This window comes from Paenibacillus silagei (assembly GCF_017874735.1).
GTDB lineage: Bacteria > Bacillota > Bacilli > Paenibacillales > Paenibacillaceae > Paenibacillus_AQ > Paenibacillus_AQ silagei.
This window is the reverse complement of sequence record NZ_JAGGLV010000005.1, coordinates 120,126-144,671: the sequence shown is the minus strand read 5'-3', so window position 1 is coordinate 144,671 and position 24,546 is coordinate 120,126. Positions and strand designations below refer to the sequence as shown.

Here is a 24,546-nt window from a genome sequence, read left to right as displayed (position 1 = left end):
AAAAGGGGATTGTCTTCATGGCCTCAAAGCAACCATCGAAATTAAGCGGATTTGTATACAGCAGCAGCGGATGGAAGTATAGCGCGGTGTCGCGCTATGCTCTTTTCCTGTTACTCGCGGTTGTTTTCTACCTCAGCCTGTCCTCTGATCTGCTGCCCAAAAGGTATGATATCAAAGAGGGAACCCGCAGTGCCAAGGAGATTACAGCGCCCAAGCAAATCCTGGACACCAACGCCAAGCTCAAGGCCCAGGAGACTGCTGCAGAGAATGTGACCAACCGTTATGCCATTATTCCTATCCGGGCGGAGAATCTAGTAACTCTGCTGCTGGACCGGATCGGCGGGCTGAATCAGGATGATACGATTTCACAGAGTGAGAAGACGGAGATTTACCGGGAAGAGATTCCGCGGCGGGCCAATGATTTTATCCTTAATTTTGTGGCTGCCAGCCAAAAGGCCGGGACTTACTCCGAGCATCTGCTGAATGAAATGCAGTCTGTCATCAAGGACCAGGCCTACGTCATTCCGGAAGAGACCTATATCAAGATTCCGCGCTTGACTCAGCAGGATATCATCGAAATGAAGCCGGTGGCCCGGGATATTGTCACGAAGCTCATGAATGACCAGATTACCGACGCCCAGAGCGCGCGCGCCAAAGTGGCCGAGCAGGTCAGTGTCAGTTCACTGGGTCAGCGGACCGCCCGTGAGGTGGTGCAGGAGCTGGTACGGCTGGTGATCACCGCCAACAAATTCTATGACGAGGATGCGACCAAAGAAGCGAAGGTGCAGGCCCGTCAGAATACACCGGATGTATTCATCGAGCAGGGGGATGTGCTGGTCGCCAAGAATCAGGAGATTACCCCTGAGCTGTATAAGCTGCTGGATGAGAACGGGCTGCTCAGCAAAGAGATTAATTACTGGCCGCAGCTCGGCTTGCTGCTGCTCTCTGCACTGCTGTCCTTTGGCCTGATGACCTTCATCCGCTACAATGGCGGAGCCTCAGGCTTCAAATACAATAACTCCCAGCTGCTTATGCTGGTGCTGGTCTTTATCATTACCATCGTTATGATGAAGCTGACGGCCTTCCTGCAAACGGATGTGAGGACATATATAGGATATCTGGCACCTGTGGCTCTCGGCGCGATGCTGATCTCCATGCTGCTGGACATGACCTTAGCTTATTTCTGTTCCATTCTGTTCAGCATTCTGGCCAGTATCCTGCTGAATGTCCAGCAGAATACGATATTTGATTTCACCTTCGGCTTCTTTGCCCTAATCGTGAGTTATGTTGCCATCTTCTCGACGCACCGCGCCGGACAGCGCTCAACGCTGCTCAAGGGTGGTATTATGGTGTCTCTGCTCGGCTGCCTGACCGTAGCCATACTGACCATGCTGAGCGGCGGCGTATGGAACGAGACGAATACGTTATATGCTCTGGGCTTCTCCTTTGCCGGGGGGCTGCTTACTGCAGTGCTGGTCATCGGATTGATGCCGTTCTTCGAGGTAACGTTCGGCATTCTGTCGGCCCTGAAGCTCGTAGAGCTGTCTAACCCGAACCATCCGCTGCTGCGCAAGCTGCTTACAGAGACGCCGGGAACCTATCACCATAGCGTGATGGTAGGCAATCTGTCCGAGGCTGCGGCTGAAGCGATTGGTGCGGATGGCCTGCTGTGCCGGGTCGGCTCGTATTATCATGACATTGGCAAGACGAAGCGGCCGTTCTATTTCATAGAGAACCAGAACAATATGGAGAATCCGCATGATACGATTGAGCCGAAGCTGAGTAAGTCGATCATTGTGGCCCACGCCCGGGACGGGGTGGAGATGCAGAAGGAATACAAGCTGCCGAAGCCGATCCGCGATATTGCCGAGCAGCATCATGGCACGACGTTCCTGCATTATTTTTATCATAAGGCATTGAAGCTTGCAGAGGACAAGGGTGTAGAGCCGGACTTCACGGAGGAGGATTTCCGTTATCCCGGCCCGAAGGCGCAGTCGAAGGAATCCGCGGTTGTCGGGATCGCGGACAGTGTGGAGGCTGCAGTCCGTTCACTCCGCAAGCCAACCGTGGTGCAGGTCGAGACCATGATTGAGAAAATTATCAAAAGCCGGCTGGATGACCATCAGTTCGATGAATGCGACCTGACGCTCAAGGAGCTGGATATTATTTCACGGACACTGAAAGAGACGGTAATGGGCATATTCCATTCCCGGATTGAATACCCCGAGGATGTGCGCAAGCCCAAAAAAGAGGAAGGGGCCATCAAAAATGAGCCTGAGCGTCGTTTGGAACAATGAACAGGATGAACATGAAATTAACGGCGATCTGATCGAACTGCTGGAGCGGCTTCTGCAGACAGCAGGGGAAGCGGAAGGGATTGACTCGGGGGAAGTGGATCTGACCTTCGTCAATAACGAACGTATTCATGAGCTGAATCTCGAGTACCGCGGCATTGACCGTCCGACGGATGTGCTCTCCTTCGCGATGAATGAAGCCGGAGAAGATGAGCTGGAGATCCGGTACGGCCTGGCAGATGAGGACGAAGAGCTGGAGGAAGTGCCGAATGTGCTTGGGGATATTATCATCTCGGTTACCCGGGCGCAGGAGCAGGCTGAGGAATACGGCCATTCGCTGGAGCGGGAGCTGGGCTTCCTGTTCGTGCACGGGTTCCTGCATTTGCTGGGCTACGATCATCAGGAGCCGGAGGCTGAGGCCGAAATGATGTCCAAGCAGGAGAAGGCTCTGGCTCAGGTCGGGTTGACACGCTAATGGTCAAGAATACGGCGGTGGGCCACAAAAAATTCTGGCACTCCTTTCGCTTCGCCGCACACGGCATTGCGGCAGCATTCCGGTCGGAGCTGAACATGAAGGTGCATAGCGGCCTTGCGGTTATCGTTGTGATTGCCGCAGCTGTTTTCAGGCTTCCTTTGTCAAGCTGGATGCTGCTGCTGCTGGCCATTACGCTGGTGCTGACAGCCGAGCTGCTGAACACGGCAATTGAAGCAACGATTGATCTGGTTTCGCCTGAGGTCCACCCCTTGGCCAAGAAGGCCAAAGATACCGCCGCAGGCGCTGTGCTGCTTACGGCGGTGTTTGCCGTGATTGCCGGAATCTATGTTTTTTATCATCCCGTGATGGACTGGATCACAGGTATTATGTCATAATCAGTTTACAACTTCAGGTGGTGGAAGAGGCGGACCCGCTTTGCGCGCTCCGTCATCTTTAATTAGGATAATATTTTCGGGCCATGCTCCCAAAACTAAGGTTATGCTTACGAAGCGAGTTTTATTTCGAAGAAGATTCGATGAAGAGAGTGCTCAATAAAACTAGGATTATGCTTACGAAGTGAGTTTTGTACGAAGACTAATCGAAGAAGCGTATGCTTACAAAACTTAAGCATATGCTTACGAAGCGAGTTTTATTTCGATGGAGATTCAATGTAGTGGATGCTCAATAAAACTTTCAGGAGGACAATTATGGATTATGCGCTACTTCTTCAGGAAGCGATCAAGGCAAGAGCCAATGCATATATACCGTATTCCCGCTTCGGGGTAGGGGCAGCCCTTCTGGATCAGGACGGCAAGGTCCACCACGGCTGCAATATCGAGAATGCCGCTTACGGTCCCACCAACTGCGGCGAGCGGACGGCCATGTTCCGCGCCATTGCGGACGGCCATAAGCCCGGTACCTTCAAAGCTATCGCAGTCGTGGCGGACACAGACGGCCCCGTATCGCCTTGCGGCGTCTGCCGCCAGGTGATGGTCGAGCTATGCGGCCCCGATATGCCAGTCATTCTCGGCAACCTGAAGGGCGATATTATGGAGACTACGGTCCGTGACCTGCTCCCCGGCGCCTTCGGTCCTGCGGATCTTACGCAGGGGCAGGCTCCGGAGTAAACGGCAAGCTTGTAAAGACGGTTGCTGTACGGTAGCAGGATCGTAAATGCATACCGTATGAGCCGGCTTTAAGTGTATATGGTACAACTATATTTCCGTGAGGATAGGTGAAATAAGGTTTAAGTGTAAAATGTACAACTAAATTCATGGTATATTGCCAAAAGTGCCTTTGCTGAGGAAAATAGATGTACAAATTACATCTAAACTGCAAAAACCTCTGATTTTGAGCAGAATAAGTGTACAAAATACAACTAAGCTTTTTGGTGAGGGTTCGGGGTTCAAGTAACCTTTTGCGCCGCAGTCAAGCGTGTTCCCGCAGGGAACGAAAAGCGCTCCTGCTCCACAGCTCCCTGTCTCGCGCCGCATGCTGGTCACCGCCAATCAACCGCGCCGCAGTCAAGCGTGTTCCCGCAGGGAACGAACAGCGCTTATGCTCCGTAGTTAACTGTATATTGTACAACTAACTTTTCACTATTCCCGCCAAAAGTTGATTTAAGTGTAAATCGTACAACTATAATCATCGGATATCGCCGAAAGTGACTTTGATGAGGAACATAGATGTATAAATTACAACTAAACTCTAATAACCTCTGTTTTGGAGCAGAATAAGTGTACAAAATACAATTAAGGTATTAGTTAGTTGTTAAAGTAACCAGTTTCTTTTTGCGCGCCGCAGTCAAGCGTGTTCCCGCAGGGAACGAAAAGCGCTCCTGCTCCAGAGTCTCTTACCGCGCCAACCGCTGTGCCCAAGCCAGTTCCGGGTGTCCAGAGGGCCGGGGCCCTTGGGGTCCCCCTTGGCGAAGGGGGATTTAGGGGGATCGAAAATCTTTTAAGGGTGAACGCTTTTGACCGAATTGCTTTTGACCAAGTTGTAAGATAAATAGGAGGATCATATGAAATTCAAATCAGGGTTTGTCGCCATTATCGGCAGACCAAACGTAGGCAAATCAACACTCATGAACCAGGTAATCGGCCAGAAGATTGCCATTATGTCGGACAAGCCGCAGACCACCCGCAACAAAATTCACGGGGTATACACGGCAAATAACTCACAGATCGTATTCCTGGACACACCGGGTATCCATAAAAGACAATCCAAGCTGGGTGATTACATGAATCAGACGGCGATGAGCACTTTGCATGAAGTGGAAGCGGTATTGTTCCTCGTGGATGCCTCTGAGGGTATGGGCGGCGGCGACCGTTTTATCGCGGAACAGCTTGGCAGCATTAAGACCCCGGTCATTCTGGTCATGAACAAGATTGACAAGATTGAGCCGGAAGCGCTGCTGCCGATGATTACGGAATACAACAAGCTGCATGAGTTCGCCGAAATCGTACCAATTTCTGCCAAGATGGGCAATAACGTCAACACGCTGCTGGAGCAGGTGCAGAAATACCTGCCGGAAGGTCCGCAGTATTACCCGGACGACCAGATTACCGATCACCCCGAGCAGTTCGTCTGCGCGGAGCTGATCCGCGAGAAGATTCTGCATCTGACCCGTGAAGAAGTACCGCATTCCATTGCAGTGGCGATTGAGGATATGAGCGTGGAACCGAATGGGGTTGTGCATATTTCTGCGGTTATTTTTGTCGAGCGCGATTCCCAGAAGGGGATCATTATCGGTAAGCAGGGGGCGCTGCTGAAGGAAGTCGGACGCCGTGCGCGGACGGATATTGAGAACCTGCTGGGCTCGAAGATTTTCCTGGAATTATGGGTGAAGGTGAAAAAAGACTGGCGTAATCAGGACCGCGTACTGCGGGATTTGGGCTTCCATAAAGAATGATCACCTCTCGCGCAGCCTCTACTTGGCAGGAATTGCACGGATAGATCCTGGGGCATCGCACATCCTACATCTGAAGAGACATCGTGTTTCCGAAGAAAGGATGAATACGAATGCGGAATTTTTCGTGGAAGTATTTTGCAATGACTGGAGATCTCGATGCGTATTTGCTGTACAGGGAAGCTGGGGATTCGCCCGAGGGCAGCGGACCGCTGCCGGCGGAGGAAGAGATGGCCATCGATGAAGAAGCACAATAAGGACTGGTTGCTTGCCGAGTGGTTGGGGGAAGAGGCATGCTATACAGGGTGGAAGGGATCGTCATCCGCAGCATGGACTACGGTGAAGGGAACGCCATTATTACGCTTTGCACCGAGAACGCCGGTAAAGTAGGGGTTCTGGTGCGGGGCGCCAAGAAGGTCAAAAGCCGTCATGCTGCCCTGATCCAGTTGTTCACAACAGGTGAGTTCGTGTTCTTCCGCAACAACGGCGGACTGGGAACACTTAATGCCGGAGAGATCACGAAGTCCCATCATCCGCTGCGCGAGGATCTGGTCAAGGCGGCGTATGCATCCTATGCCTGCGAGCTGCTGGACCGGGTGCTGCATGATGAAGAGACAGGCAGCTTCTGGTACCGCCAGCTGACCGCCTGCCTGAATGCACTGGAAGAAGACAAAGAGCCTGGCATTATTAATAATGTATTTGAAATGAAGGTGCTGCAGGCTGCCGGTTATGGGCCACAGCTCGATGCCTGCATCGTCTGCGGCAAGGACAAGCCGGATGAGGAGCTCAGAATCAGTCCGCGTCTGGGGGGAGTCCTCTGCCGAAGCTGCCGGCATAACGATCCTCCGGCCATGGAGATTTCCCCGCGTGCCTTGAAGCTGCTGCGGATCTTTGCGGCGCTGGATCTGACCAGGCTGGGGAATGTGGATGTGAAGCCGGAGACCCGTGCGGAGCTGAAGACCGTCATGCGGGGATTCATGGATATGCAGCTGGGGCTCAGACTGAAGTCCCAGAGCTTCCTGGACCAGCTCGACAAATACAATATTTGACGAATCGCAAATTATCCGTTACTATAAGTTCAGTTTCTTTTATAAGATTGCCGTGTTTGCTCCAGAACTGGAGAGAGTGCGTGGATCGGGAAAGTAGTGGGCGATATTGTCGCAGCAGCGAGCCGGGGGTAGTGGAAGCCTGGCGGGACGACGTTCATGAACAGGGCACCCGGGAGTACGGAAACGGCAGCATCAAAAGTGGATTTCGTGATTTTTGCGTAATCAAGTAGGGTGGAACCGCGGGAGAACATATTTGAGCTCTCGTCCCTATGTCTGTTCATCAGGCATGGGGGCGGGAGCTTTTTGGCTTGTGGCTGTGCGGGAGATCCTTCTTCCATCACACACCGCAGGTACATAGAAGCTGGTGCTGCCTCCATCGCGCAGCAGCAAGAGCCAGTCATAAGCAAGAGGCAGTACACACTTGTAAAGCGAAGGAGCCGGTAGTTATGAACTTTCAGCAGATGATTCTGACCCTGCAGCAATTCTGGGCCGCCCAGAACTGTATTCTCGTCCAGCCGTATGATACGGAAAAAGGGGCGGGCACGATGAACCCTATGACTTTTTTACGTTCCCTGGGTCCGGAGCCGTGGAAGGTTGCTTATGTGGAGCCTTCACGCCGTCCGTCCGACGGCCGTTACGGGGAGAACCCGAACCGCCTGTATCAGCATCACCAGTTCCAGGTGATCATCAAGCCGTCCCCGGACAATATTCAGGAGCTGTACCTGGATAGCCTGAAGGCACTGGGCGTAGATCCCCTGCTGCATGATGTGCGGTTTGTTGAAGACAACTGGGAGAATCCGTCTCTGGGCTGTGCGGGTCTCGGCTGGGAAGTGTGGCTGGACGGTATGGAAATTACCCAGTTCACGTACTTCCAGCAGGTTGGCGGAATTGAAGCAAGTCCGGTAGCGGTGGAGATCACTTACGGGATGGAGCGTCTGGCCTCCTATATTCAGGATAAGGAAAATGTATTTGACCTGGAATGGGTAGACGGCATGACGTACGGAGATGTGTTCCATCAGCCGGAGGTTGAGCATTCCACCTACACCTTTGAAGTCTCGGACGTCAAAATGCTGTTCACCCTGTTCAACACCTACGAAGAGGAAGCCCGCAGGGCGATGGAGAACCATTTAGTTTTCCCGGCGTATGATTACGTGCTGAAATGCTCGCATACCTTCAACCTGCTGGATGCGCGCGGCGCAATCAGCGTAACGGAACGCACAGGCTTCATTACGAGAGTACGCAATTTGGCCCGTACTGTAGCGGCGACATATCTGGAGGAACGCGAGAAGCTGGGCTTCCCGCTGCTGAAGAAAGAAGGTGCTGACCATGTCTAAGGATATTCTGTTCGAGATCGGTCTGGAGGAAATCCCTGCACGCTTTATCCGCGCGGCGATGGAGCAACTGAAGGACAGAACGGCGAAATGGCTGGAGGCCTCACGGATCAGTCATCAGGGCGTCAGTGCATATGCAACACCGCGCCGCCTTGCCGTACTGGTGAAGGATGCCGCAGAGCGCCAAGAGGATGTAAGCGAAGAGGTCAAAGGCCCGTCACGCAAAATCGCACTGGATGCAAGCGGCGAATGGAGCAAGGCTGCATTAGGCTTTGCCCGCAGTCAGGGCGCCTCGCCGGAGCAGTTCACGTTCAAGGAACTGGCAGGCGTGGAATACATCTATGTGACCAAGAACAGCACCGGCATCGAGACAGCCTCCTTGCTCTCCGAAGGCCTGGCTGGCATTGTCAACAGCATGACCTTCCCGAAAAACATGCGCTGGGGCGCTTATGATTTCAAGTTCGTCCGTCCGATCCGCTGGATGGTCGCACTCTTCGGCCAGGAGATTATTGATCTGGAGATCACCGGTGTCAAAGCAGGCAATGTGAGTCGCGGCCATCGCTTCCTCGGTGAAGAAGCTGTGATCGCAGAGCCTGCTGCATACGTTGAAGCACTGCGCAGCCAGCATGTGATGGTGGATGTGAAGGAGCGCGAAGAGCTGATTCTAAGCGGTATTCATAAGCTTGCGGAAGAGAAGAGCTGGAAGATTGCGATCAAGGAGGATCTGCTGGAAGAGGTCCTGTTCCTGGTAGAGACGCCGACTGTGCTGTTCGGCACCTTTGATCCGGCCTTCCTGAATATTCCGCAGGAGGTGCTGATCACCTCAATGCGTGAGCATCAGCGTTATTTCCCGGTGTTTGGTGAAGACGGTAAGCTGTTGCCGTTCTTCGTAACAGTACGTAACGGGAATGCGGTATCGCTGGATGTCATCGCCAAGGGGAACGAGAAGGTGCTGCGCGCGCGCTTGTCGGATGCCAAATTCTTTTATGAAGAAGACCAGAAGCTGCAGATTAACGATGCTCTGGCCAAGCTGGAGAATATCGTCTACCATGAAGAGCTGGGCAGTGTAGGTGACAAAGTGCGCCGTATCCGTGCCATCGCTGACCGCTTGGCGGTGAAGCTTGAGCTGTCTTCAGAGGCTGCTGCGGAAGTGAGCCGTACAGCGGATATTTGCAAATTCGATCTGGTAACCCAGATGGTAGGTGAATTCCCTGAGCTGCAGGGTACGATGGGTGAGGATTATGCCCGCAAGGCCGGGGAAGCAGAACAGGTGTCCAAAGCGGTCTTCGAGCATTATCAGCCGCGCTTCGCCGGAGATGCTGTTCCTTCTACACAGGCAGGTCTTGTAGTCAGCCTTGCTGATAAAATCGATACGATTGTCGGCTGCTTCTCGATCGGAATTATACCAACCGGCTCCCAGGACCCTTATGCCCTGCGCCGTCAGGCGGCAGGAATTGTCCAGATCGTATTGGAGCATCAGCTGAGCCTAAGCCTGCAGGAGATTTTTGCAGCGGCACTGGAAGTTCATGAAAGTTTCCGTACAGAGAAACATTTCACCCCTGAACTGCGTATAACTCTGTACGAGTTCTTCGGTCTGCGCGTCAAACGCCTGCTGGCCGACAACAATGTACGTTATGATGTTGTAGATGCAGCGCTTGCGGCAGGATTCGATGATATCGTTGATGTAGTAAGCAGAAGTCTGGCTTTGATGAATGCAGTAACCGATCAGGCTGATTTCAAAATTACTGTGGATTCACTGACCCGTGTCAGCAATCTGGCCGCCAAAGCTCCGGAGAGTGCAGTTATCGACCCGGCCCTGCTTAAGGAAGAAGCGGAACAGAAGCTGTACTCGACTTGGCAGAGTATTCATGAGCCTTACCGCGCAGCCCTTGCTTCCAGACATGCCGCTGAGGCCCTGCAGATTCTGTCGGGACTTGAAGCAGCCGTTACCGGATTCTTCGATTCGGTTATGGTTATGGCCGAAGACGAAGCCGTCCGCTCGAACCGTCTCGCACTGCTGGCCGGCATTTATACCGACTCCAAGCTGTTTGCTGATTTCGGCAAGCTGGTGTGGTAATTCAGGCAGGTTTTAAGTAATGTTTGTGATTTTATGGTATAGATCGAGGGTTTAGGGTATAAATATACGGAACGGTGCCAATGCGTAAGTTGACATTCGTTCCGTATTTATGCTTTACCAAAGAAGGATTTTTGAACGGTTGAGCGTAATATATATTACACAGGAATTTGGTGAGGTGAGCTTGGGAACTTCCCGGCTAAGAAAGATTGTTGTGGACGGGGATGCTTGTCCGGTTAAGCAGGAGATTATTACCGTGGCGCGCGTGTTCGGGCTTCCGGTGCTGATGGTCTCCTCCTATGATCATGTGCTGCGGGCGGAAGAAGGCGTTACAGTGGTTCAGGTGGACCGCGGGGCAGACAGTGCCGACCTCTATATCGCCAATCATATCTCTGCAGGAGATATCGTAATTACGCAGGATTATGGACTGGCGGCGCTGGCGCTGGGCAAACGCTGCCTTGCACTTTCGAACCGGGGCCAGGAATATGAGAATTCTACCATGGATTTTATGCTGGAGAGCAGGCATGCCAAGGCGGTTGAACGCAGGCGCGGCCACTATTCCAAGGGTCCCAAAGCGATTACCGCAGAGGAAAAAAATCTTTTTCAACATAAACTGACAAAACTTTTAACAATTTTGCAGGAGAATGTCCAGCTATAGCGAATTATATTTAACTGTTAAGAGATGAAGGTGGTTGAAGTGGCTAGCGGACATGGTCCTATTCCCGAAGAAGTTATCGAGAACGTGCTGGCGCGGCATGATATTGTCGATACAGTCAGCAAGGTTGTCCATTTGTCCAAGCAGGGTAAATATTTATGGGGCCTCTGCCCGTTCCATTCGGAGAAGTCCCCTTCCTTCACTGTCACCCCTGACCGGGGAGTCTTTCATTGCTTTGGCTGCGGTATGGGCGGAAATGCCATCAAATTCAGGATGGAAATCGAAGGATTATCCTTCCCCGAAGCAGTCAGAATCATGGCGGAAGAGAGTGATATCCCTGTTCCTGAGGGGAGAGGCGGGGCGCTTGCTGCCCCCGATCCTGAGCGGGACCGGCTGATTCAAGCGTATGAATTATCGGCGAAGTTTTATCATTTTTTGCTGAAAAACACGGAATACGGCACTGCCGCCATGGATTACTTAAGAACCCGGGGTTTCAGCGACAAAATGATTGACCAATTCCAGATCGGCTACGCGCCGGACCGCTGGGATACGCTGCTGCAGTTTCTGGAGAAGCGCAGCTTCGATCTCGCTGAGATGGAGAAGGGCGGACTATTGTCTGCCAGAGGGGAAGGCAAAGGGTATCTGGACCGCTTCCGCGGCCGGGTTATTTTTCCGATTGCGAACCGCATGGGCAAGACGATCGCCTTTGCCGGACGTATTCTCGGGGAGGGTCAGCCGAAGTACCTGAACTCTCCCGAGAGCCGGTTATTTAACAAAAGCCGCATTCTGTACAATCTGCACCAGTCCAAAGCATCCATCCGCAAAACGCGGCAAATCGTCCTGTTCGAGGGATACGGTGATGTCATTTCGGCTTGGGAGGCAGGTGTACAGAACGGGGTAGCCACGATGGGAACCTCGCTCACCGAGGGTCACGTGGGCTTGATGAAAAGCCTTGGAGATGAGATTGTGCTTGCCTATGATGGAGATAAGGCTGGACAAGCTGCCGCCCTTAAGGCCATTCCTATCCTGGAAGCCAGTGGTTTGCGGGTCAAGGTAGCCCTGCTTCCAAGCGGCCTCGACCCGGATGAATTCATCTCCCGGCATGGCGGGGACAGATTCAGGGAACAGGTGATTGACTCTGCCGTGTCATCCATCAAATTTAAGCTTATATATCTGAAAAAAAACCATATACTCCTAGAGGAAGACGGCAAAATTGCCTATGTCAAGGAGGCTCTGGAGATTATCGCCGGGCTCCCTTCTTCAACGGAGCGGGAGGTGTACCTGCGGGAAATCGCCTCCGAGCTTGAGCTGTCCTACGACAGTCTGAAGCAGGATTGTAATTTACTTCGGGCCTCCATGCAAAAAAACAACCCCGAAGGGGATAATAACGATAATAGGTGGAATAATGGTAGGCATAAAAAAGGGCAAGTGCAGACACCTACCTTACTGCCTGCTTACCATGTTGCGGAACGGCGCCTGTTATCATTCATGATTCAAGATCCCGAAGCGGCGGCCTATGTGGGTGAACGGCTCGGAGAAGAGTTCAATATTGATGATCATGCGGCAATCGCTGCTTATCTATATGCTTATTATGCGCAAGGCAAACCACCCGGCATCAGCCGGTTTCTATCATCGCTTCAGGACGACCGTCTGGAGAAGACCGCAACGGCCATCTCCATGATGGATACCCCTCCAGACTGGAATACCCAGGTTCTGGACGATTGTATTCGTGAAGTGCGGAAGTATCCTCTGCAGCGCAAAATTGAACCCAAGCGTGAAGAGATGATTCAGGCGGAGAAATCCGGTGACTTTTTGCGTGCAGCACAAATAGCAAGTGAAATTTTAGCCCTAGAGAGACAATGAGCTGTTGACAGGATGTACCTAGGGAGGAGGGAGTCGAATTATGGCGAACGATCAGCACACTGAACTGGAAGCGGAATTTACTCTGGATCAGGTTAAGGATCAGCTTATTGATCACGGGAAGAAAAGATCATCACTTAATTACAAAGATATCATGGAGAAATTGTCGCCATTCGATCAAGACCCCGAGCAGATGGAGGAATTCTACGAGCAGCTGAGCGATCTGGGGATCGAGGTTGTCAATGAGAACGATGAAGAGGTGAACAGCCTCCGTCCAAGCGAAGACAATGAGGACAAAGAAGGAGACGACTTCAGCTTTGACGATGATCTGTCGCTGCCTCCGGGGATCAAGATCAACGATCCCGTCCGGATGTATCTGAAGGAAATCGGCCGCGTGCCGCTGTTATCGGCTGACGATGAAGTGGAACTGGCGATGCGGATCAAGAATGGTGATGAGGAAGCGAAGCGGAGACTGGCAGAAGCGAATCTGCGGCTCGTGGTCAGTATCGCCAAGCGTTATGTCGGACGCGGCATGCTGTTCCTGGATCTGATTCAGGAAGGCAACATGGGTCTGATCAAGGCCGTTGAGAAGTTTGACCATAACAAAGGCTTCAAATTCAGTACTTATGCAACCTGGTGGATTCGTCAGGCGATTACGCGTGCAATTGCTGACCAGGCGCGTACGATCCGTATTCCGGTGCATATGGTTGAAACCATCAACAAGCTGATCCGGGTCTCCCGCCAATTGCTGCAGGAGCTGGGACGCGAGCCGTCGCCTGAAGAGATTGCAGCGGAGATGGAGCTTACCGTTGAGAAGGTTAGAGAGATCATGAAGATTGCCCAGGAGCCGGTATCGCTGGAGACACCGATTGGTGAGGAAGATGATTCGCATCTGGGAGATTTCATTGAGGACCAGGAGGCGCTGGCGCCTGCGGATGCAGCGGCATATGAGCTGCTGAAGGAACAGCTGGAGGATGTGCTGGACACGCTGACTGAGCGTGAAGAGAATGTGCTCCGTCTGCGCTTCGGACTGGATGACGGACGGACGAGAACACTTGAGGAAGTGGGCAAGGTGTTCGGCGTAACCCGCGAGCGGATTCGCCAGATCGAAGCCAAAGCGCTTCGTAAGCTGCGTCACCCCAGCCGCAGTAAGCGGCTGAAGGATTTCCTCGAATAGACCTTACAACCGGGACCTTCTGCTGCACGGTGGCAGGAGGTCCTATTATGTTGTCAAGGCGATTCACCAATGCTGGAGCCCCGCTGTGTGCGGGAGCTTATAATGAAAGTGAAGGCAAGTTCTGGAAAGAGGGATGCCGGTTGAACCTGGAGAAACGTGATACTATATTAAGAGAAATTCAATACTGGAGAAGAAGCAAGCTGTTGCCCGAGCAATATTGTGACTTCCTGACTAACCTGTATGATGATCAGGCAGAGGTGAAGGACAGCAATCCGGTATCGTTACGGAATCTCCAGCAGGGAAGCATCAAAATTTGGCTGTTTGGTTTTGGAATTATTTCCTTGATTTTCTTGATTAGTCTTTATTTTAGCGTTTTTCCCTGGCCTTTGCAACTTGCTACAGCGCTCAGCGTCCTAATTATTTGTTATGGATATTCAGCGATTTACCTGAACCGCAACAAGACAATCAGTCTGATGCTGGCGGGAATCGGCAGCATTTTAACGCTGGGATTCGGACTGTGGCTGATTGAGCTGCATAAGCTGGATGCTGATTTTTGGACACCGCTGCTGATTGCGGCCTGCGGGCTGCTGTGGTGTGTGCTTGGTTTTTTTCTGCGCATCGGACTGCTTCATTTCTGCGGATATGCCTTCTGGGCCCTGCTCTATGCAGGATTCTTCGGACATGTCCGGCCGGACGCCTCTCTTCTGGAGCTGGAGCTGCTCTGGCTTCCGCTGTGTGTGCTTATGATCTGGATGAGCTGGTTGATGTATCACAAGGTTAGCGGGGTCTCTGGGGTGTACCTGGGGGCGGGTGCTGCCCTCTGGCTGATGCCGGAGGTGGATGCGCTATGGCTCAGAGCGGGATTCCCGGAATGGACCTCGCTGATATTAATACTGAAGATTGCAGTGGGCCTTGCGCTGCTGTTCCTCTTCAGAAAAAAATGGATAACGTGGGTGGCCTCATGAACAACGTAAAATTATCTGACCGGCTTCAGCTGCTGCTGGAGCAGGTCCCTGCGGGCAGCAGACTTGCCGATATCGGCTCAGATCATGCCCTGCTGCCTGTTGCCGCTGTGAAGAGCGGCCGGGTGCCTTCAGCTATTGCCGGAGAAGTAAATCCGGGACCCTATGAAGCGGCGCTTCGTGGTGTTGCGGAAGCAGGACTCGGTGCAAAGATCGCTGTACGGCGCGGTGACGGGCTGGAGGTGCTGGAGCCGGGGGAAGCGGACTGCATTACCATTGCCGGGATGGGCGGCTCGCTGATCGCGGCCATTCTGGACCGCGGGCAGAAGCTCGGCAAGCTGGCCGGAGTGAAGACGCTCGCGCTGCAGCCCAATGTAGGCGAGGATATTCTGCGCCGCTGGCTGCTGGCTAACAGCTGGGCGCTGGTCTCGGAGCATATTTTGGAGGAAGACGGCAAAATCTATGAGATCCTGACCGCGGTTCCTGAGGGCGCTGAAGCGGCGGGGACAAATGAACAGTTGTACAGCGGACGTCTGCTTGCCGGAGGGAAGGTAGCCCTTGATCAGGCGCTGCTGCTGGAGATGGGACCGCTGCTGCTGCAATCGCCGAATGAAGTATTCGCTGCCAAATGGCAGGGTGAAATCTCCAAGCTGGAGAGCATCCTGGCCTCGCTCGCACGTTCGGAGCTGGAAGCGGCTGAGGAGAAGCGCAGCAGAATCAAGCTTCAGATTAAACGGATTGCGGAGGTGCTGGAATGTTTGCCAAAGGACAGACCGTAATTGGATACATGGAGCAGCTTGCTCCGAAGCATTTGGCTGAGGAATGGGATAATGTCGGGCTTCAGGTCGGCAGTCTCCAGAAGGAAATCACCGGGGTGCTGGTGGCGCTGGATGTTAATGAGAGCATTGTGGACGAAGCGATTGCCAAGGGCTGTAATCTGATTATTGCCCATCATGCGGTGATTTTCCGGCCGATCAAAGGGATTCTGACGGATACCCCGGCAGGCCGCTTATATGAGAAGCTGATTAAAAACGACATTGCCGTGTATATCAGCCATACGAATCTGGATGTGGCCGAAGGCGGAATGAACGACTGGATGGCCGAGGCGCTGGGCATTGAGAACGGTGCACCGATCAAGGATATTCATACCGAGCAGCTGTCCAAGCTGGTTGTATTCGTGCCGAAGGATCATCACCAGAAGGTGCTGGATGCCATCCTGAACGCCGGAGCGGGCTGGATCGGCAATTACAGCCATTGCAGCTTCAATATCGAAGGCTATGGCACCTTCATTCCGCAGGAGGGCACGGACCCGTACCTCGGCACGCCTGGCAAGCTGGAGCGGGCTGAGGAGGTCCGTATCGAGACGATTGTGCCGCATACGATCCGTAACAAGGTGGTACAGGCCATGCTGAAGGCTCATCCGTATGAAGAGGTGGCTTATGATCTGTATTCCATGGACCTCAAGGGACGCAGCCTTGGACTTGGAAGAGTAGGGAAGCTTAAGGAGCCAACAACGCTTGGTGAGTTCATTGATACGGTCAAACGCGGGCTGGATGTGGAGAGCGTGCGGGTAGTTGGAGATCTGGACCGCAAGGTCCGCAAGGCGGCAGTCATGGGCGGGTCCGGTGCCAAGTACTACAGCAGCGCTATCTTCAAGGGAGCGGATGTGCTGGTGACCGGCGATATCGATTACCATACCGCACAGGATGCGCACCTCGCGGGAATCGCCCTGATCGATCCGGGCCATAATGCGGAGAAGATCATGAAGGTGAAGGTAGCGGAGTTTCTGGCCGGTAAGCTGACGGAGCATAAGTACGGTACGGCGGTGCATGCCTCGCAGCCGGATACCGAGCCTTTTATATTCCTGTAGGCTGTTATTATTTACACTTGTGCGCTGGGCGGCATATCTGTATAATATACAATGTTGTTTCGGAAAGTTTGACAGACAATCGCCGGTATGCGTGAGAGCGTATGCGGGAGGAAAGTCCGGGCTCCACAAGGCAGGGTGCTGGATAACGTCCAGTCGGCGCGAGCTGAAGGATAGTGCCACAGAAATGGACCGCCGATGGCCGCTTTCGGGCGGCACAGGCAAGGATGGAACCGAGGTGTAAGAGACCCCGAGGAACGCTGGTGACTTCGTTCCTGGTAAACCCCATCTGGAGCAAGACCTAATGAGACGCAGCGTCTTCTTCACGGAAGCCGCAGCCTTCGCCTGAGGCGTGTCTAGGTTGGTCGCTGGAGCTGTGCAGTAATGTATGGCCTAGATAGATGATTGTCGCTTATGGTGGGAGGGTAGTTCCCGGCTGAACCACAACGAGCACAGAACCCGGCTTACGGCAAACTTTCCTAACTGACAACTTTAACAAGACTTTGCACTAATCACACTATATGAACAATAAGACGGCGGCCTCCTGATGGGGGCCGCCTTTTCTTGAGAAAATGTTGGGTTATCCGGAGCATTGAACGAGAGTATGGATACTTCAAGGCTGCCGGCGGATGGAGTTACAGAGGAAGCAGGCGTTCCTCATACCGGGAGAGCGCGGTGGTCAATCGCTGCACCGCGAGCGGCAGCAGCTCCGGCCGGGTATGGGTGAAATTCAGGCGCATCGTGTTCTTCATGGGCTGCTCCGAATAGAAGACTTCCCCCGGAACGAAGGCAACCCCTTGCTCCACAGCAAGCGGCAGCAGCTCGGCGGTATGTATCCGGGCAGGCAGGCTTAGCCACAGGAACATGCCGCCGCGCGGCTCCAGGAAGGATGTATCCTGCCAGTTCTCTGAAGCCAGCTCTGCTGATAGCAGCTTCATCCGTGACTTGTATTCCCGGGAGACCAGCCGGATATGGCCTTCAAGGTCGAAGGACAGCAGCAGCTCATGCAGGGCGCGCTGATCGATGGTGCTGGAGTGCAAATCGGCGGCTTGCTTGGCTCTGGCGATCACTCTGACCAGCCCGGCGGGGCCAATGATCCAGCCTGTCCGCAGTCCCGGAGCTACGATCTTGGAGAAGGTACCTGTATAGACTACGCAGGTATCCCCTCCCAGATTCCTGTCGATGGCTGCGAGGGTTGGCGGATACGCTTCCGGGGATTCATCGAACCTAATCTCTCCGTACGGATTATCCTCTAGCATCAGCACGCCGTATTTCCGGCATAGCTCCACCACTTGTTCACGGCGTACCTTGCTCCAGGTTGCGCCTGACGGGTTGTTGAAGGTGGGGACGGCATACAACAGCTTAGGGCGGTGCACTCGAAGCTGCTCTTCGAGATGCTCCGGCAGCAGCCCTTCCTCATCGCTCTTTACAACCTGGATGTCTGCTCGGTAAGAGCCCAGTACCTGCAAGGCGGCAAGATAGGTCGGTGCCTCTACAAGTACGGTGTCTCCCGGATCGAGCAGAATTCTGCAGAGCAGATCTATGGCCTGCTGGGAGCCGGTAGTGAGGATCATTTCCTCGGAGGAGACAGGGATGCCCTGTTGTCCCAGTCTGGCGGCGATCTGTTCGCGCAGCGGAAGATAGCCTTCTGTCAGTCCGTATTGCAGCGCAGAACTGTCGCCTGTCAGCACGCGGCTGTAAGCATCCCGGATCGCTTCTGCCGGGAACAGCTCCTCGGCAGGCAGCCCGCCGGCAAGCGAGATGATGTCCTTGCCCTGTGTGATTTTAAGGATATCGCGGACTGCGGAGGACCCCAGGTGGTTCGTCATATCCGCGTAGTTGATCTTCATATTCATGCTCCCTGCTATTCTGAATTTTGTAGTATCATAACGGTATAGCGGTATAACAGTAAAGCGATAAATATAACAGTTGGGAGGAGACAGGCCATGCATATTGATTTACTCCGCAGCGGTGACAAATCGCTGCCCCGGCAGATCAGTGAGACGATCGCGCAGCGGATCACCTCGGGACTGCTCCAGCCGGGCACGCGGCTGCCGTCCGTTAGAGGTCTGTCATCCTCCTTGAAGGTAAGCCAGGTAACGGTAAGCAAGGCTTATGCTGACCTGGAGCAGCGCGGACATATTCTGTGCAGCCAGGGTAAGGGCTGCTATGTGGCAGAACGGGACCGGAGCAGGCAAGGGCCAGAGGCAAGGTGGCAGGACGGTTATGATGACTATCTGCCACGGGCCCAGCTCTGGCGTAACTTCGATTATTCTGAGGTGGACTATCCCTTTCATCTGGCCTCCATTCACAGCAGCCTGCTTCCGCTCGGGCCGATTGGCACGACCATGGCTGCACTTGTGAAGGAGCAGCCTGAGCTGATGGCCACCTATGGTAATTTCCAGGGTGACCCGGAGCTGCGCGAGGTGATGCGCAGGCACCTGCAGAGCCGGGGAATCCAGCTGGGCGCCAGTGATTTGATGATCACCAGCGGTGCACAGCAGGGGATCGATCTGGTCGCCCGGACCTTTGTCGGTCCGGGGGATACGGTGTATCTGGAGGCGCCCAGCTATACGGGGGCGATTGATGTTTTTGCCGGGCGGGGGGCTGAGATGATCTTCGTTCCGATGGACGGGGAGGGCATGCGGGTGGACCGGCTTACAGCGATGTGTGACCGGAGGCCGCCTAAGCTCATCTATACCAATCCGACCTTCCAGAATCCGAGCGGGGTCACGATGAGCATGCCAAGAAGACAGCGTCTGCTGGAGCTTGCCCGCAGCTACCGCTGTCTCATTGTGGAGGATGATCCGTTCAGTGACCTGTATTTCCATCAGCCGCCCCCGGCGTCCATTAAATCGCTGGATACCGCCGGGCATGTAGTCTACATGAAGAGCTTCAGCAAAGTCCTCGCCCCCGGCTGCCGGATCGCCTGTGTCGCCGCTGAGGGCAATATTCTCTCCCGGCTGATCGCCGCCAAGTCGGCCAGTGATCTGGGCAGTCCGCTGCTGACCCAGCGGGCAGTGCTGCCCTTCATCGAGCGCCAGTATGACGAGTACGCAGCGAAGCTGCGGTCAGCATTGCGTGCCCGCCAGGAGGCGGCAGCGAGGCTGCTGAAGCAGAATGCTCCGGCCGGGGTAACCTGGCAGCTGCCGGAGGGCGGGCTGAATCTGTGGCTGCAGCTGCCGGAATCCCCCGGGATTGAGCAGCTGCATGCTCTGGCCGAGCAGGAAGGGATCTCCTTCCTGCCGGGCGATGTCTGCTATGCCGGGGATATCCCCTCCAGGCATATCCGGCTGAGCTATTCGCAGCTGACGCAGGAGGGGATGGAGCGCGGACTCCGCCGGTTCCTGCTGCTGCTGGAACGGCATCTGCGCTCTTAACCGCTAACGGCCGCAGCTTATTGTATAGAATCGAGCTGTTTGCCGACCTGCTGCGGGAACAGCTGGAGCGGAACCTGGCCTCCTCCTGCCGCCTGCAGGGTACGGTAGATATCCACCTGGCCCCAGCCGTAATACTTATCATGGCCGGCGGTGCCCAGATCGATGGCATTAGAGGTCAAGAGCGCGGTCACTTCCTTGTTCGTCAGCGCAGGGTTCAAGGAGCGCACCAGTCCGGCCAGCGCCGCTACATGGGGACTGGCCATCGAGGTGCCGGATAACGCCGCATACTGATTATCGGGATAGGTGCTGGCAATGCTCTCCCCGGGTGCAGCCACATCGATGTAATCCCCGTAATTGGAGAAGGAAGCACGCTCTCCCGCCGCATTCGTTGCGGCGACTGCAATCACCTCCTCATAGGCTGCGGGATATCCCGGCCGCTCCGTATTGTCATTGCCGGAAGCGGAGACAATCACTACATCCCGGTCATAGGCATACTTAATCGCATCATGCAGAAACTGCGAGTCGGCATAGTTGCCCAGGCTGAGATTAATCACCTTGGCCCCCTGGTCTGCCGCCCAGATAATGCCCTCGGCTACCGAATAGGTGGTGCCCGCTCCGGAATTATCCAGCGCTTTTACCGGAAGGATCTTATTGTACCAGCTGATGCCGGCGACCCCTTCTTCATTATTGGTTAACGCTCCAATGATGCCGGCCACATGAGTGCCATGTCCAACATCGTCATCCGGCGTGCTGCCGCTGGTAATCGCATTGTAGCCCTTGAGCAGCTGCCCCTTCAGATCCGGGTGGTTCGCTTGAACACCGGTATCCACAACGGCGATTACGATCTCCTTGCTGCCCTTGGACAGATTCCAGCCCTGCGGGGTTTCAATCGCCGGCAGATTCCACTGGTAAGTTGAGAAGAGCAGGTCGTTAGGGGTAATCACATTAGCTCCCGTATTTTCACTGACCGTATCATTGGTTAAGTACATATAGTGAGGCTCTGCGTACAGCGGATGCCACTTATTGGCGAAGTAAGTCTTGAGCTGGGAGTAACTCATCTTGTCTGACCGGAAAATATAAGCATACCCCAGCTTGCGCGGCTCCTTGCAGCGGATATCGGCGGCAATGGTCTGAAGCTGTGCGGCCGTGGGATGTCCGTTCGGGAAGCGGACGACGATCTCATTCTCGTAGTAATGGCTGGCATTTTCATTGTCATGTCCAGTCTTGACCGTGATGTCCTTCAAGGTATCGGCATGGACGGATTCTACCCGGTACTTGCCTTCCTTCGGGTACGGAATGAGCCGCAGATTCTTCAGCTGATGCAGCGCAACGCGGTCCAGAATCTTTTGGTTAATCAGAGCGATGACAGCCACTTGTCCCTCCCGGTTTCGCTGGGCTACGAAATAATACTTTTTGTCGCCGATAATGAACGAGGGGGATTCATAGGATTGGTGGCCTTTAATCGCAGCTTTGGCGGTGTTCAGATAATGAAGCAGCTGCTTATTCTCCTGATCGGTTCCTTCCGGCAGTGAAGATTTGAAGGTGGTTGTCTTACGGGTGTTGAAATCAACCATCATCAGCATGGTAATATGCCCGTGCCCCTGCTGAAGGCTCTCGGCATATGCTGAGATAGCTTCAGGGGAAGCATGATGCATATCGGCCAGCAGGGTGCTCAGATGTCTGTGCACATCGACTCGGTTCAATTTGTCAGTAGCCGCTACATCCTGCACAAGGGTGGTTTTCTTGATCACTTTTTCCTGAGAGGGATTAGGCACAGACGCTTGCCGAAGGGTACCGCCGCTGCCTTCCGGCCGTAGGGCGAAGGTGAGCAGCAGTACGGTCAGCGCGGCAGTGACTATACCGGCGACGGTTAGATTTTTACGTGACATGATTTCCGCTCCTTCCTTGTCGTTTCATATACCTGTTAGGGTTCGGAGCTGAAGCTGGTTTTATTCATCTTACGAAAAGGCTACCGCCGTCCTTGGTTTTATGTTAATATCAAAAAGAAAGCGCCTTCCGGGGCTTGTACTTTTCTTTTTAGAAGAAGGATTCTTTTCCGGTATCCGTACGGTGGAGGCTTAGGAGATTTTGTGATACTATCAAGAGAGTACAACTGCAATGTCTAAGTGTCATTAACAACTACTAATGCAAGGAACAATAAGGGGGAGCAACCGCCATGTCAGCAGTAAGTGTGCAGAAATTGTGTGAATCGACGAGAGAGAAGCTTAAATCCGTTATCGACAAAATGGAACTGTTCCTGAATGAGCATGCGCTTCCGCAGCTTGTTACCGAAGAGGATGAAGAAACGCTGCATTTCTATCGGGGGTTCTTGTCCGATCTCCGCCATCTGCTGGTGTTCTCGGAAATGTCTTATGAGAAGCTTGGGCTTGCATTGCGCCGCGCTACCTTCGATGAACCTTTCGCGCAAAAAGCGCTATATAATGTATATCATCTAGGAGTTAATAACTTCTTCTATCCTAAGAATGAGAGTTATTCGGAGGATGGACGTTACGCCTATACCGGGCAGGATGCGATCCGTTTCCGTAAGAAGCCTGTGCGTCCGGCACGCGATATCATTATGGAGATCACCAAGGTCTATGAAGAATTGCGTGATGATCTGACTTATTATGAGAATGATTATTTGACAGAGAAGCGGATGCAGAATCAGGTGTAATCCATTGTCTGGTCTATCATCTTATTTCTGTAAAAGACTGTCCCAACTGCCGATATGGCTGCTTGGGGCGGTCTTTTTTTGTAAATATAAGCATTTATGTGTTTCACGCAATAAATCAATTTCTCGCCGAAACGGTACCGTCCTTTAAAAGGACGGCAAAGCCGTTTCCACTTGTGTGTTCAGGTGAGCAGCCTTCAGCCGCATAGCCGATTTCACCAGCGGGCATAATACATGACGAGGTGATCATTATGACAAACGCTAAACCGCTTGTGAAGTGTAGTGTAAGCAACTGTCATTTTTGGGGAGAACAGAACCTGTGCCATGCCGAGGAAATTGTCATTGAGATCGATCAGCATGCAGGCAGCCGTTACATGGAGGAATACGCAGAGGAGCTGACGGCGGGTAATCATCATGATCATGCCGGAACCTCGTCCGCAACCTGTTGTCTGACGTTCAAGCCGAACGCCTGAGAAGGAGGCCCTTATGGATAATCCGAATGATGAACCCAAAGTGGACCGTTCCGCCCGCCGAAAGGTTATCCTGCGCCCGCGCAGCAGAGTCGATTACCCCCGCCGGGACCGAAGCCACAATGAGGAGTACGCCGCCGAGCTCAGTCCGCTCCCCTCGCAGCTTCAGAACACTATGGAACGGAGCGGCGAAGCTCAGCCGACAACAGGCCGTGTAAGGGAGGGAGAGGACAGGAGTATTGGCTATATCGGCCTGGGCTTCGGTGTAGTATCCTTATTCATCTGGTCCATTATATTGGGGCCAATCGCCGCTGTTCTGGGGTATTATGCGTATGCCAGAGGACAAAAATCAGCCGGGGCCTGGTCGATGGGGCTGGGGATTGTATCCACTTTAAGCTATTTTGTCTTAATTCCTTTTGCCCGTTAGCGCCGGCTGAATCTGCACATCCGATTTTCAAAACAGGCTATCAGACCTAACTATGCAGGTCTGAGGTCTGTTTTTTCGCTTAGGCATATAGTAATTGCTGTGAATAAATAGTAAAGTTCAAATATAAGACTTCGCGTGAAAGAGGGAATGAATGCATGTCAATCAATGCCGCTGCGCCAAGCGGCCAGTTGAAATGGGTAGACCTGAGAAGCTCAAGCATGAAGCGTGAGGATACCAAATCGAACCCCGGAGTGACCGGTGCCTCGGCAGCGGCGTTCACTGCAATGCTTCAGCAGGCAGCCGGGACGTCTCAAGCCACTGACAGCAGCAATAAAAGCACATACGTTGCTCTTGCAGGTAGCTCTTCGATGGATAATCTGCTCTGGCAGCAGCTTGGGGAAGCAGCAGGGGCGAATAGCGGCATTTCCGGGGAAATAACGCAGACTGTGCCGACGGATTATGAACAGCTGATTCAGACTGCCAGCGCGAAATATGGCGTTCCGGTTGATCTGATCAAGGCGGTTATTGATACGGAATCCTCCTTCAATCCGAATGTTGTATCTTCTGCCGGTGCCAAGGGACTGATGCAGTTAATGGACGGAACGGCTAACGGACTGGGTGTCTCCGATCCCTTCGATCCTGCCCAGAGCATTGACGGCGGCGTACGATACCTCTCATACCAGCTTAAGCGGTATGACGGACAGGAGAAGATGGCGCTGGCCGCCTATAATGCCGGACCGGGCCGGGTGAACAAGCTTGGAGTCAGCAGCGATGCTGAGCTTATGGCGAATCTCTCCGGGCTTCCGAAGGAGACACAGGCCTACATTGCCAAAATAGAACGCGCCCGCGCGCAATTCGCGGTATAATATAAGGATCAAACGGAATCTGCCCCCTGCTTCTTTTGGGAGGCAGACCGTTTGATCCTTTTTGCAACATATAAGCAGTT

22 protein-coding genes and 1 other RNA gene are annotated in these 24,546 nt (G+C 53.5%); 21 read left to right on the top strand and 2 right to left on the bottom strand.

The window, feature by feature from the left end; genetic code table 11:
* The first annotated feature begins 17 nt into the window (after positions 1-17).
* The 16 genes from J2Z70_RS09655 to rnpB all read left to right on the top strand — a co-directional run bounded on the left by J2Z70_RS09655 (position 18) and on the right by rnpB (position 17,134).
* Positions 18-2,297 carry an HD family phosphohydrolase gene (locus tag J2Z70_RS09655; RefSeq protein ID WP_209872071.1) on the top strand — a complete coding sequence of 760 codons (2,280 nt, stop codon included), beginning with the start codon at positions 18-20 and terminating at the stop codon, positions 2,295-2,297.
* Entirely contained in the window at positions 2,269-2,769 is a 501-nt protein-coding gene (gene ybeY / locus J2Z70_RS09650) for an rRNA maturation RNase YbeY (protein ID WP_209872069.1), read from the top strand. Before J2Z70_RS09655 ends, ybeY begins: the two co-directional genes overlap by 29 nt.
* Positions 2,769-3,164: a diacylglycerol kinase family protein gene (locus J2Z70_RS09645; protein WP_036724339.1), complete on the top strand. Its 396-nt coding sequence runs from the start codon at positions 2,769-2,771 to the stop codon at positions 3,162-3,164. The genes ybeY and J2Z70_RS09645 overlap by 1 nt, the downstream gene beginning before the upstream one ends.
* 312 nt (positions 3,165-3,476) lie before the next feature.
* The gene (locus J2Z70_RS09640; RefSeq protein ID WP_076075831.1) at positions 3,477-3,896 is read left to right on the top strand and encodes a cytidine deaminase; all 420 of its coding nucleotides are present in this window, start codon (positions 3,477-3,479) and stop codon (positions 3,894-3,896) included.
* A gap of 893 nt (positions 3,897-4,789) precedes the next feature.
* Positions 4,790-5,680 carry a GTPase Era gene (gene era, locus J2Z70_RS09635; RefSeq protein ID WP_036724337.1) on the top strand — a complete coding sequence of 297 codons (891 nt, stop codon included), beginning with the start codon at positions 4,790-4,792 and terminating at the stop codon, positions 5,678-5,680.
* Positions 5,681-5,790: 110 nt separating this feature from the next.
* Positions 5,791-5,934 carry a YqzL family protein gene (locus J2Z70_RS09630; protein ID WP_076075837.1) on the top strand — a complete coding sequence of 48 codons (144 nt, stop codon included), beginning with the start codon at positions 5,791-5,793 and terminating at the stop codon, positions 5,932-5,934.
* A 36-nt stretch (positions 5,935-5,970) separates the two neighbouring features.
* A complete protein-coding gene (gene recO, locus J2Z70_RS09625) occupies positions 5,971-6,726 on the top strand; it encodes a DNA repair protein RecO (RefSeq protein ID WP_209872067.1) in 756 nt (251 codons plus the stop codon).
* A 446-nt stretch (positions 6,727-7,172) separates the two neighbouring features.
* The gene (gene glyQ / locus J2Z70_RS09620) at positions 7,173-8,060 is read left to right on the top strand and encodes a glycine--tRNA ligase subunit alpha (protein ID WP_036724333.1); all 888 of its coding nucleotides are present in this window, start codon (positions 7,173-7,175) and stop codon (positions 8,058-8,060) included.
* A complete protein-coding gene (glyS, locus tag J2Z70_RS09615) occupies positions 8,053-10,134 on the top strand; it encodes a glycine--tRNA ligase subunit beta (RefSeq protein ID WP_209872064.1) in 2,082 nt (693 codons plus the stop codon). The genes glyQ and glyS overlap by 8 nt, the downstream gene beginning before the upstream one ends.
* A gap of 175 nt (positions 10,135-10,309) precedes the next feature.
* Entirely contained in the window at positions 10,310-10,789 is a 480-nt protein-coding gene (locus J2Z70_RS09610) for a YaiI/YqxD family protein (protein WP_339311088.1), read from the top strand.
* A gap of 24 nt (positions 10,790-10,813) precedes the next feature.
* On the top strand, positions 10,814-12,649 hold the full coding sequence (gene dnaG, locus J2Z70_RS09605; protein ID WP_245368119.1) for a DNA primase: 1,836 nt from the start codon (positions 10,814-10,816) through the stop codon (positions 12,647-12,649).
* A 40-nt stretch (positions 12,650-12,689) separates the two neighbouring features.
* Entirely contained in the window at positions 12,690-13,823 is a 1,134-nt protein-coding gene (rpoD, locus tag J2Z70_RS09600; RefSeq protein ID WP_036690273.1) for an RNA polymerase sigma factor RpoD, read from the top strand.
* Between the two features lie 47 nt (positions 13,824-13,870).
* Positions 13,871-14,788: a hypothetical protein gene (locus tag J2Z70_RS09595; protein WP_209872058.1), complete on the top strand. Its 918-nt coding sequence runs from the start codon at positions 13,871-13,873 to the stop codon at positions 14,786-14,788.
* A complete protein-coding gene (locus tag J2Z70_RS09590) occupies positions 14,785-15,564 on the top strand; it encodes a tRNA (adenine(22)-N(1))-methyltransferase (protein WP_209872054.1) in 780 nt (259 codons plus the stop codon). Before J2Z70_RS09595 ends, J2Z70_RS09590 begins: the two co-directional genes overlap by 4 nt.
* Positions 15,540-16,655, top strand: coding sequence for a Nif3-like dinuclear metal center hexameric protein (locus J2Z70_RS09585; RefSeq protein WP_209872051.1), 1,116 nt, complete (start codon positions 15,540-15,542; stop codon positions 16,653-16,655). Before J2Z70_RS09590 ends, J2Z70_RS09585 begins: the two co-directional genes overlap by 25 nt.
* 63 nt (positions 16,656-16,718) lie before the next feature.
* Positions 16,719-17,134, top strand: an RNA gene (gene rnpB / locus J2Z70_RS09580) — RNase P RNA component class A.
* A gap of 153 nt (positions 17,135-17,287) precedes the next feature.
* Here rnpB and J2Z70_RS09575 read toward each other — a convergent pair.
* A complete protein-coding gene (locus tag J2Z70_RS09575; RefSeq protein WP_209872048.1) occupies positions 17,288-18,502 on the bottom strand; it encodes an aminotransferase-like domain-containing protein in 1,215 nt (404 codons plus the stop codon).
* Between the two features lie 96 nt (positions 18,503-18,598).
* On the opposite strand from J2Z70_RS09575, the gene pdxR reads away from it, so the two are divergent.
* On the top strand, positions 18,599-20,032 hold the full coding sequence (gene pdxR / locus J2Z70_RS09570; RefSeq protein ID WP_209872045.1) for a MocR-like pyridoxine biosynthesis transcription factor PdxR: 1,434 nt from the start codon (positions 18,599-18,601) through the stop codon (positions 20,030-20,032).
* Between the two features lie 17 nt (positions 20,033-20,049).
* On the opposite strand, the gene J2Z70_RS09565 is transcribed toward pdxR, so the two are convergent.
* Positions 20,050-21,921 carry a S8 family peptidase gene (locus J2Z70_RS09565; RefSeq protein WP_209872042.1) on the bottom strand — a complete coding sequence of 624 codons (1,872 nt, stop codon included), beginning with the start codon at positions 21,919-21,921 and terminating at the stop codon, positions 20,050-20,052.
* Positions 21,922-22,208: 287 nt separating this feature from the next.
* Here J2Z70_RS09565 and J2Z70_RS09560 point away from each other — a divergent pair, with 287 nt between their 5' ends.
* The 4 genes from J2Z70_RS09560 to J2Z70_RS09545 all read left to right on the top strand — a co-directional run bounded on the left by J2Z70_RS09560 (position 22,209) and on the right by J2Z70_RS09545 (position 24,466).
* Entirely contained in the window at positions 22,209-22,706 is a 498-nt protein-coding gene (locus J2Z70_RS09560; protein ID WP_036724316.1) for a YpuI family protein, read from the top strand.
* A gap of 248 nt (positions 22,707-22,954) precedes the next feature.
* On the top strand, positions 22,955-23,176 hold the full coding sequence (locus J2Z70_RS09555; protein ID WP_209872039.1) for a DUF1540 domain-containing protein: 222 nt from the start codon (positions 22,955-22,957) through the stop codon (positions 23,174-23,176).
* 13 nt (positions 23,177-23,189) lie between these two features.
* Positions 23,190-23,600, top strand: coding sequence for a hypothetical protein (locus tag J2Z70_RS09550; RefSeq protein WP_209872036.1), 411 nt, complete (start codon positions 23,190-23,192; stop codon positions 23,598-23,600).
* A 218-nt stretch (positions 23,601-23,818) separates the two neighbouring features.
* On the top strand, positions 23,819-24,466 hold the full coding sequence (locus J2Z70_RS09545; protein ID WP_425355107.1) for a lytic transglycosylase domain-containing protein: 648 nt from the start codon (positions 23,819-23,821) through the stop codon (positions 24,464-24,466).
* Positions 24,467-24,546 lie beyond the last annotated feature (80 nt).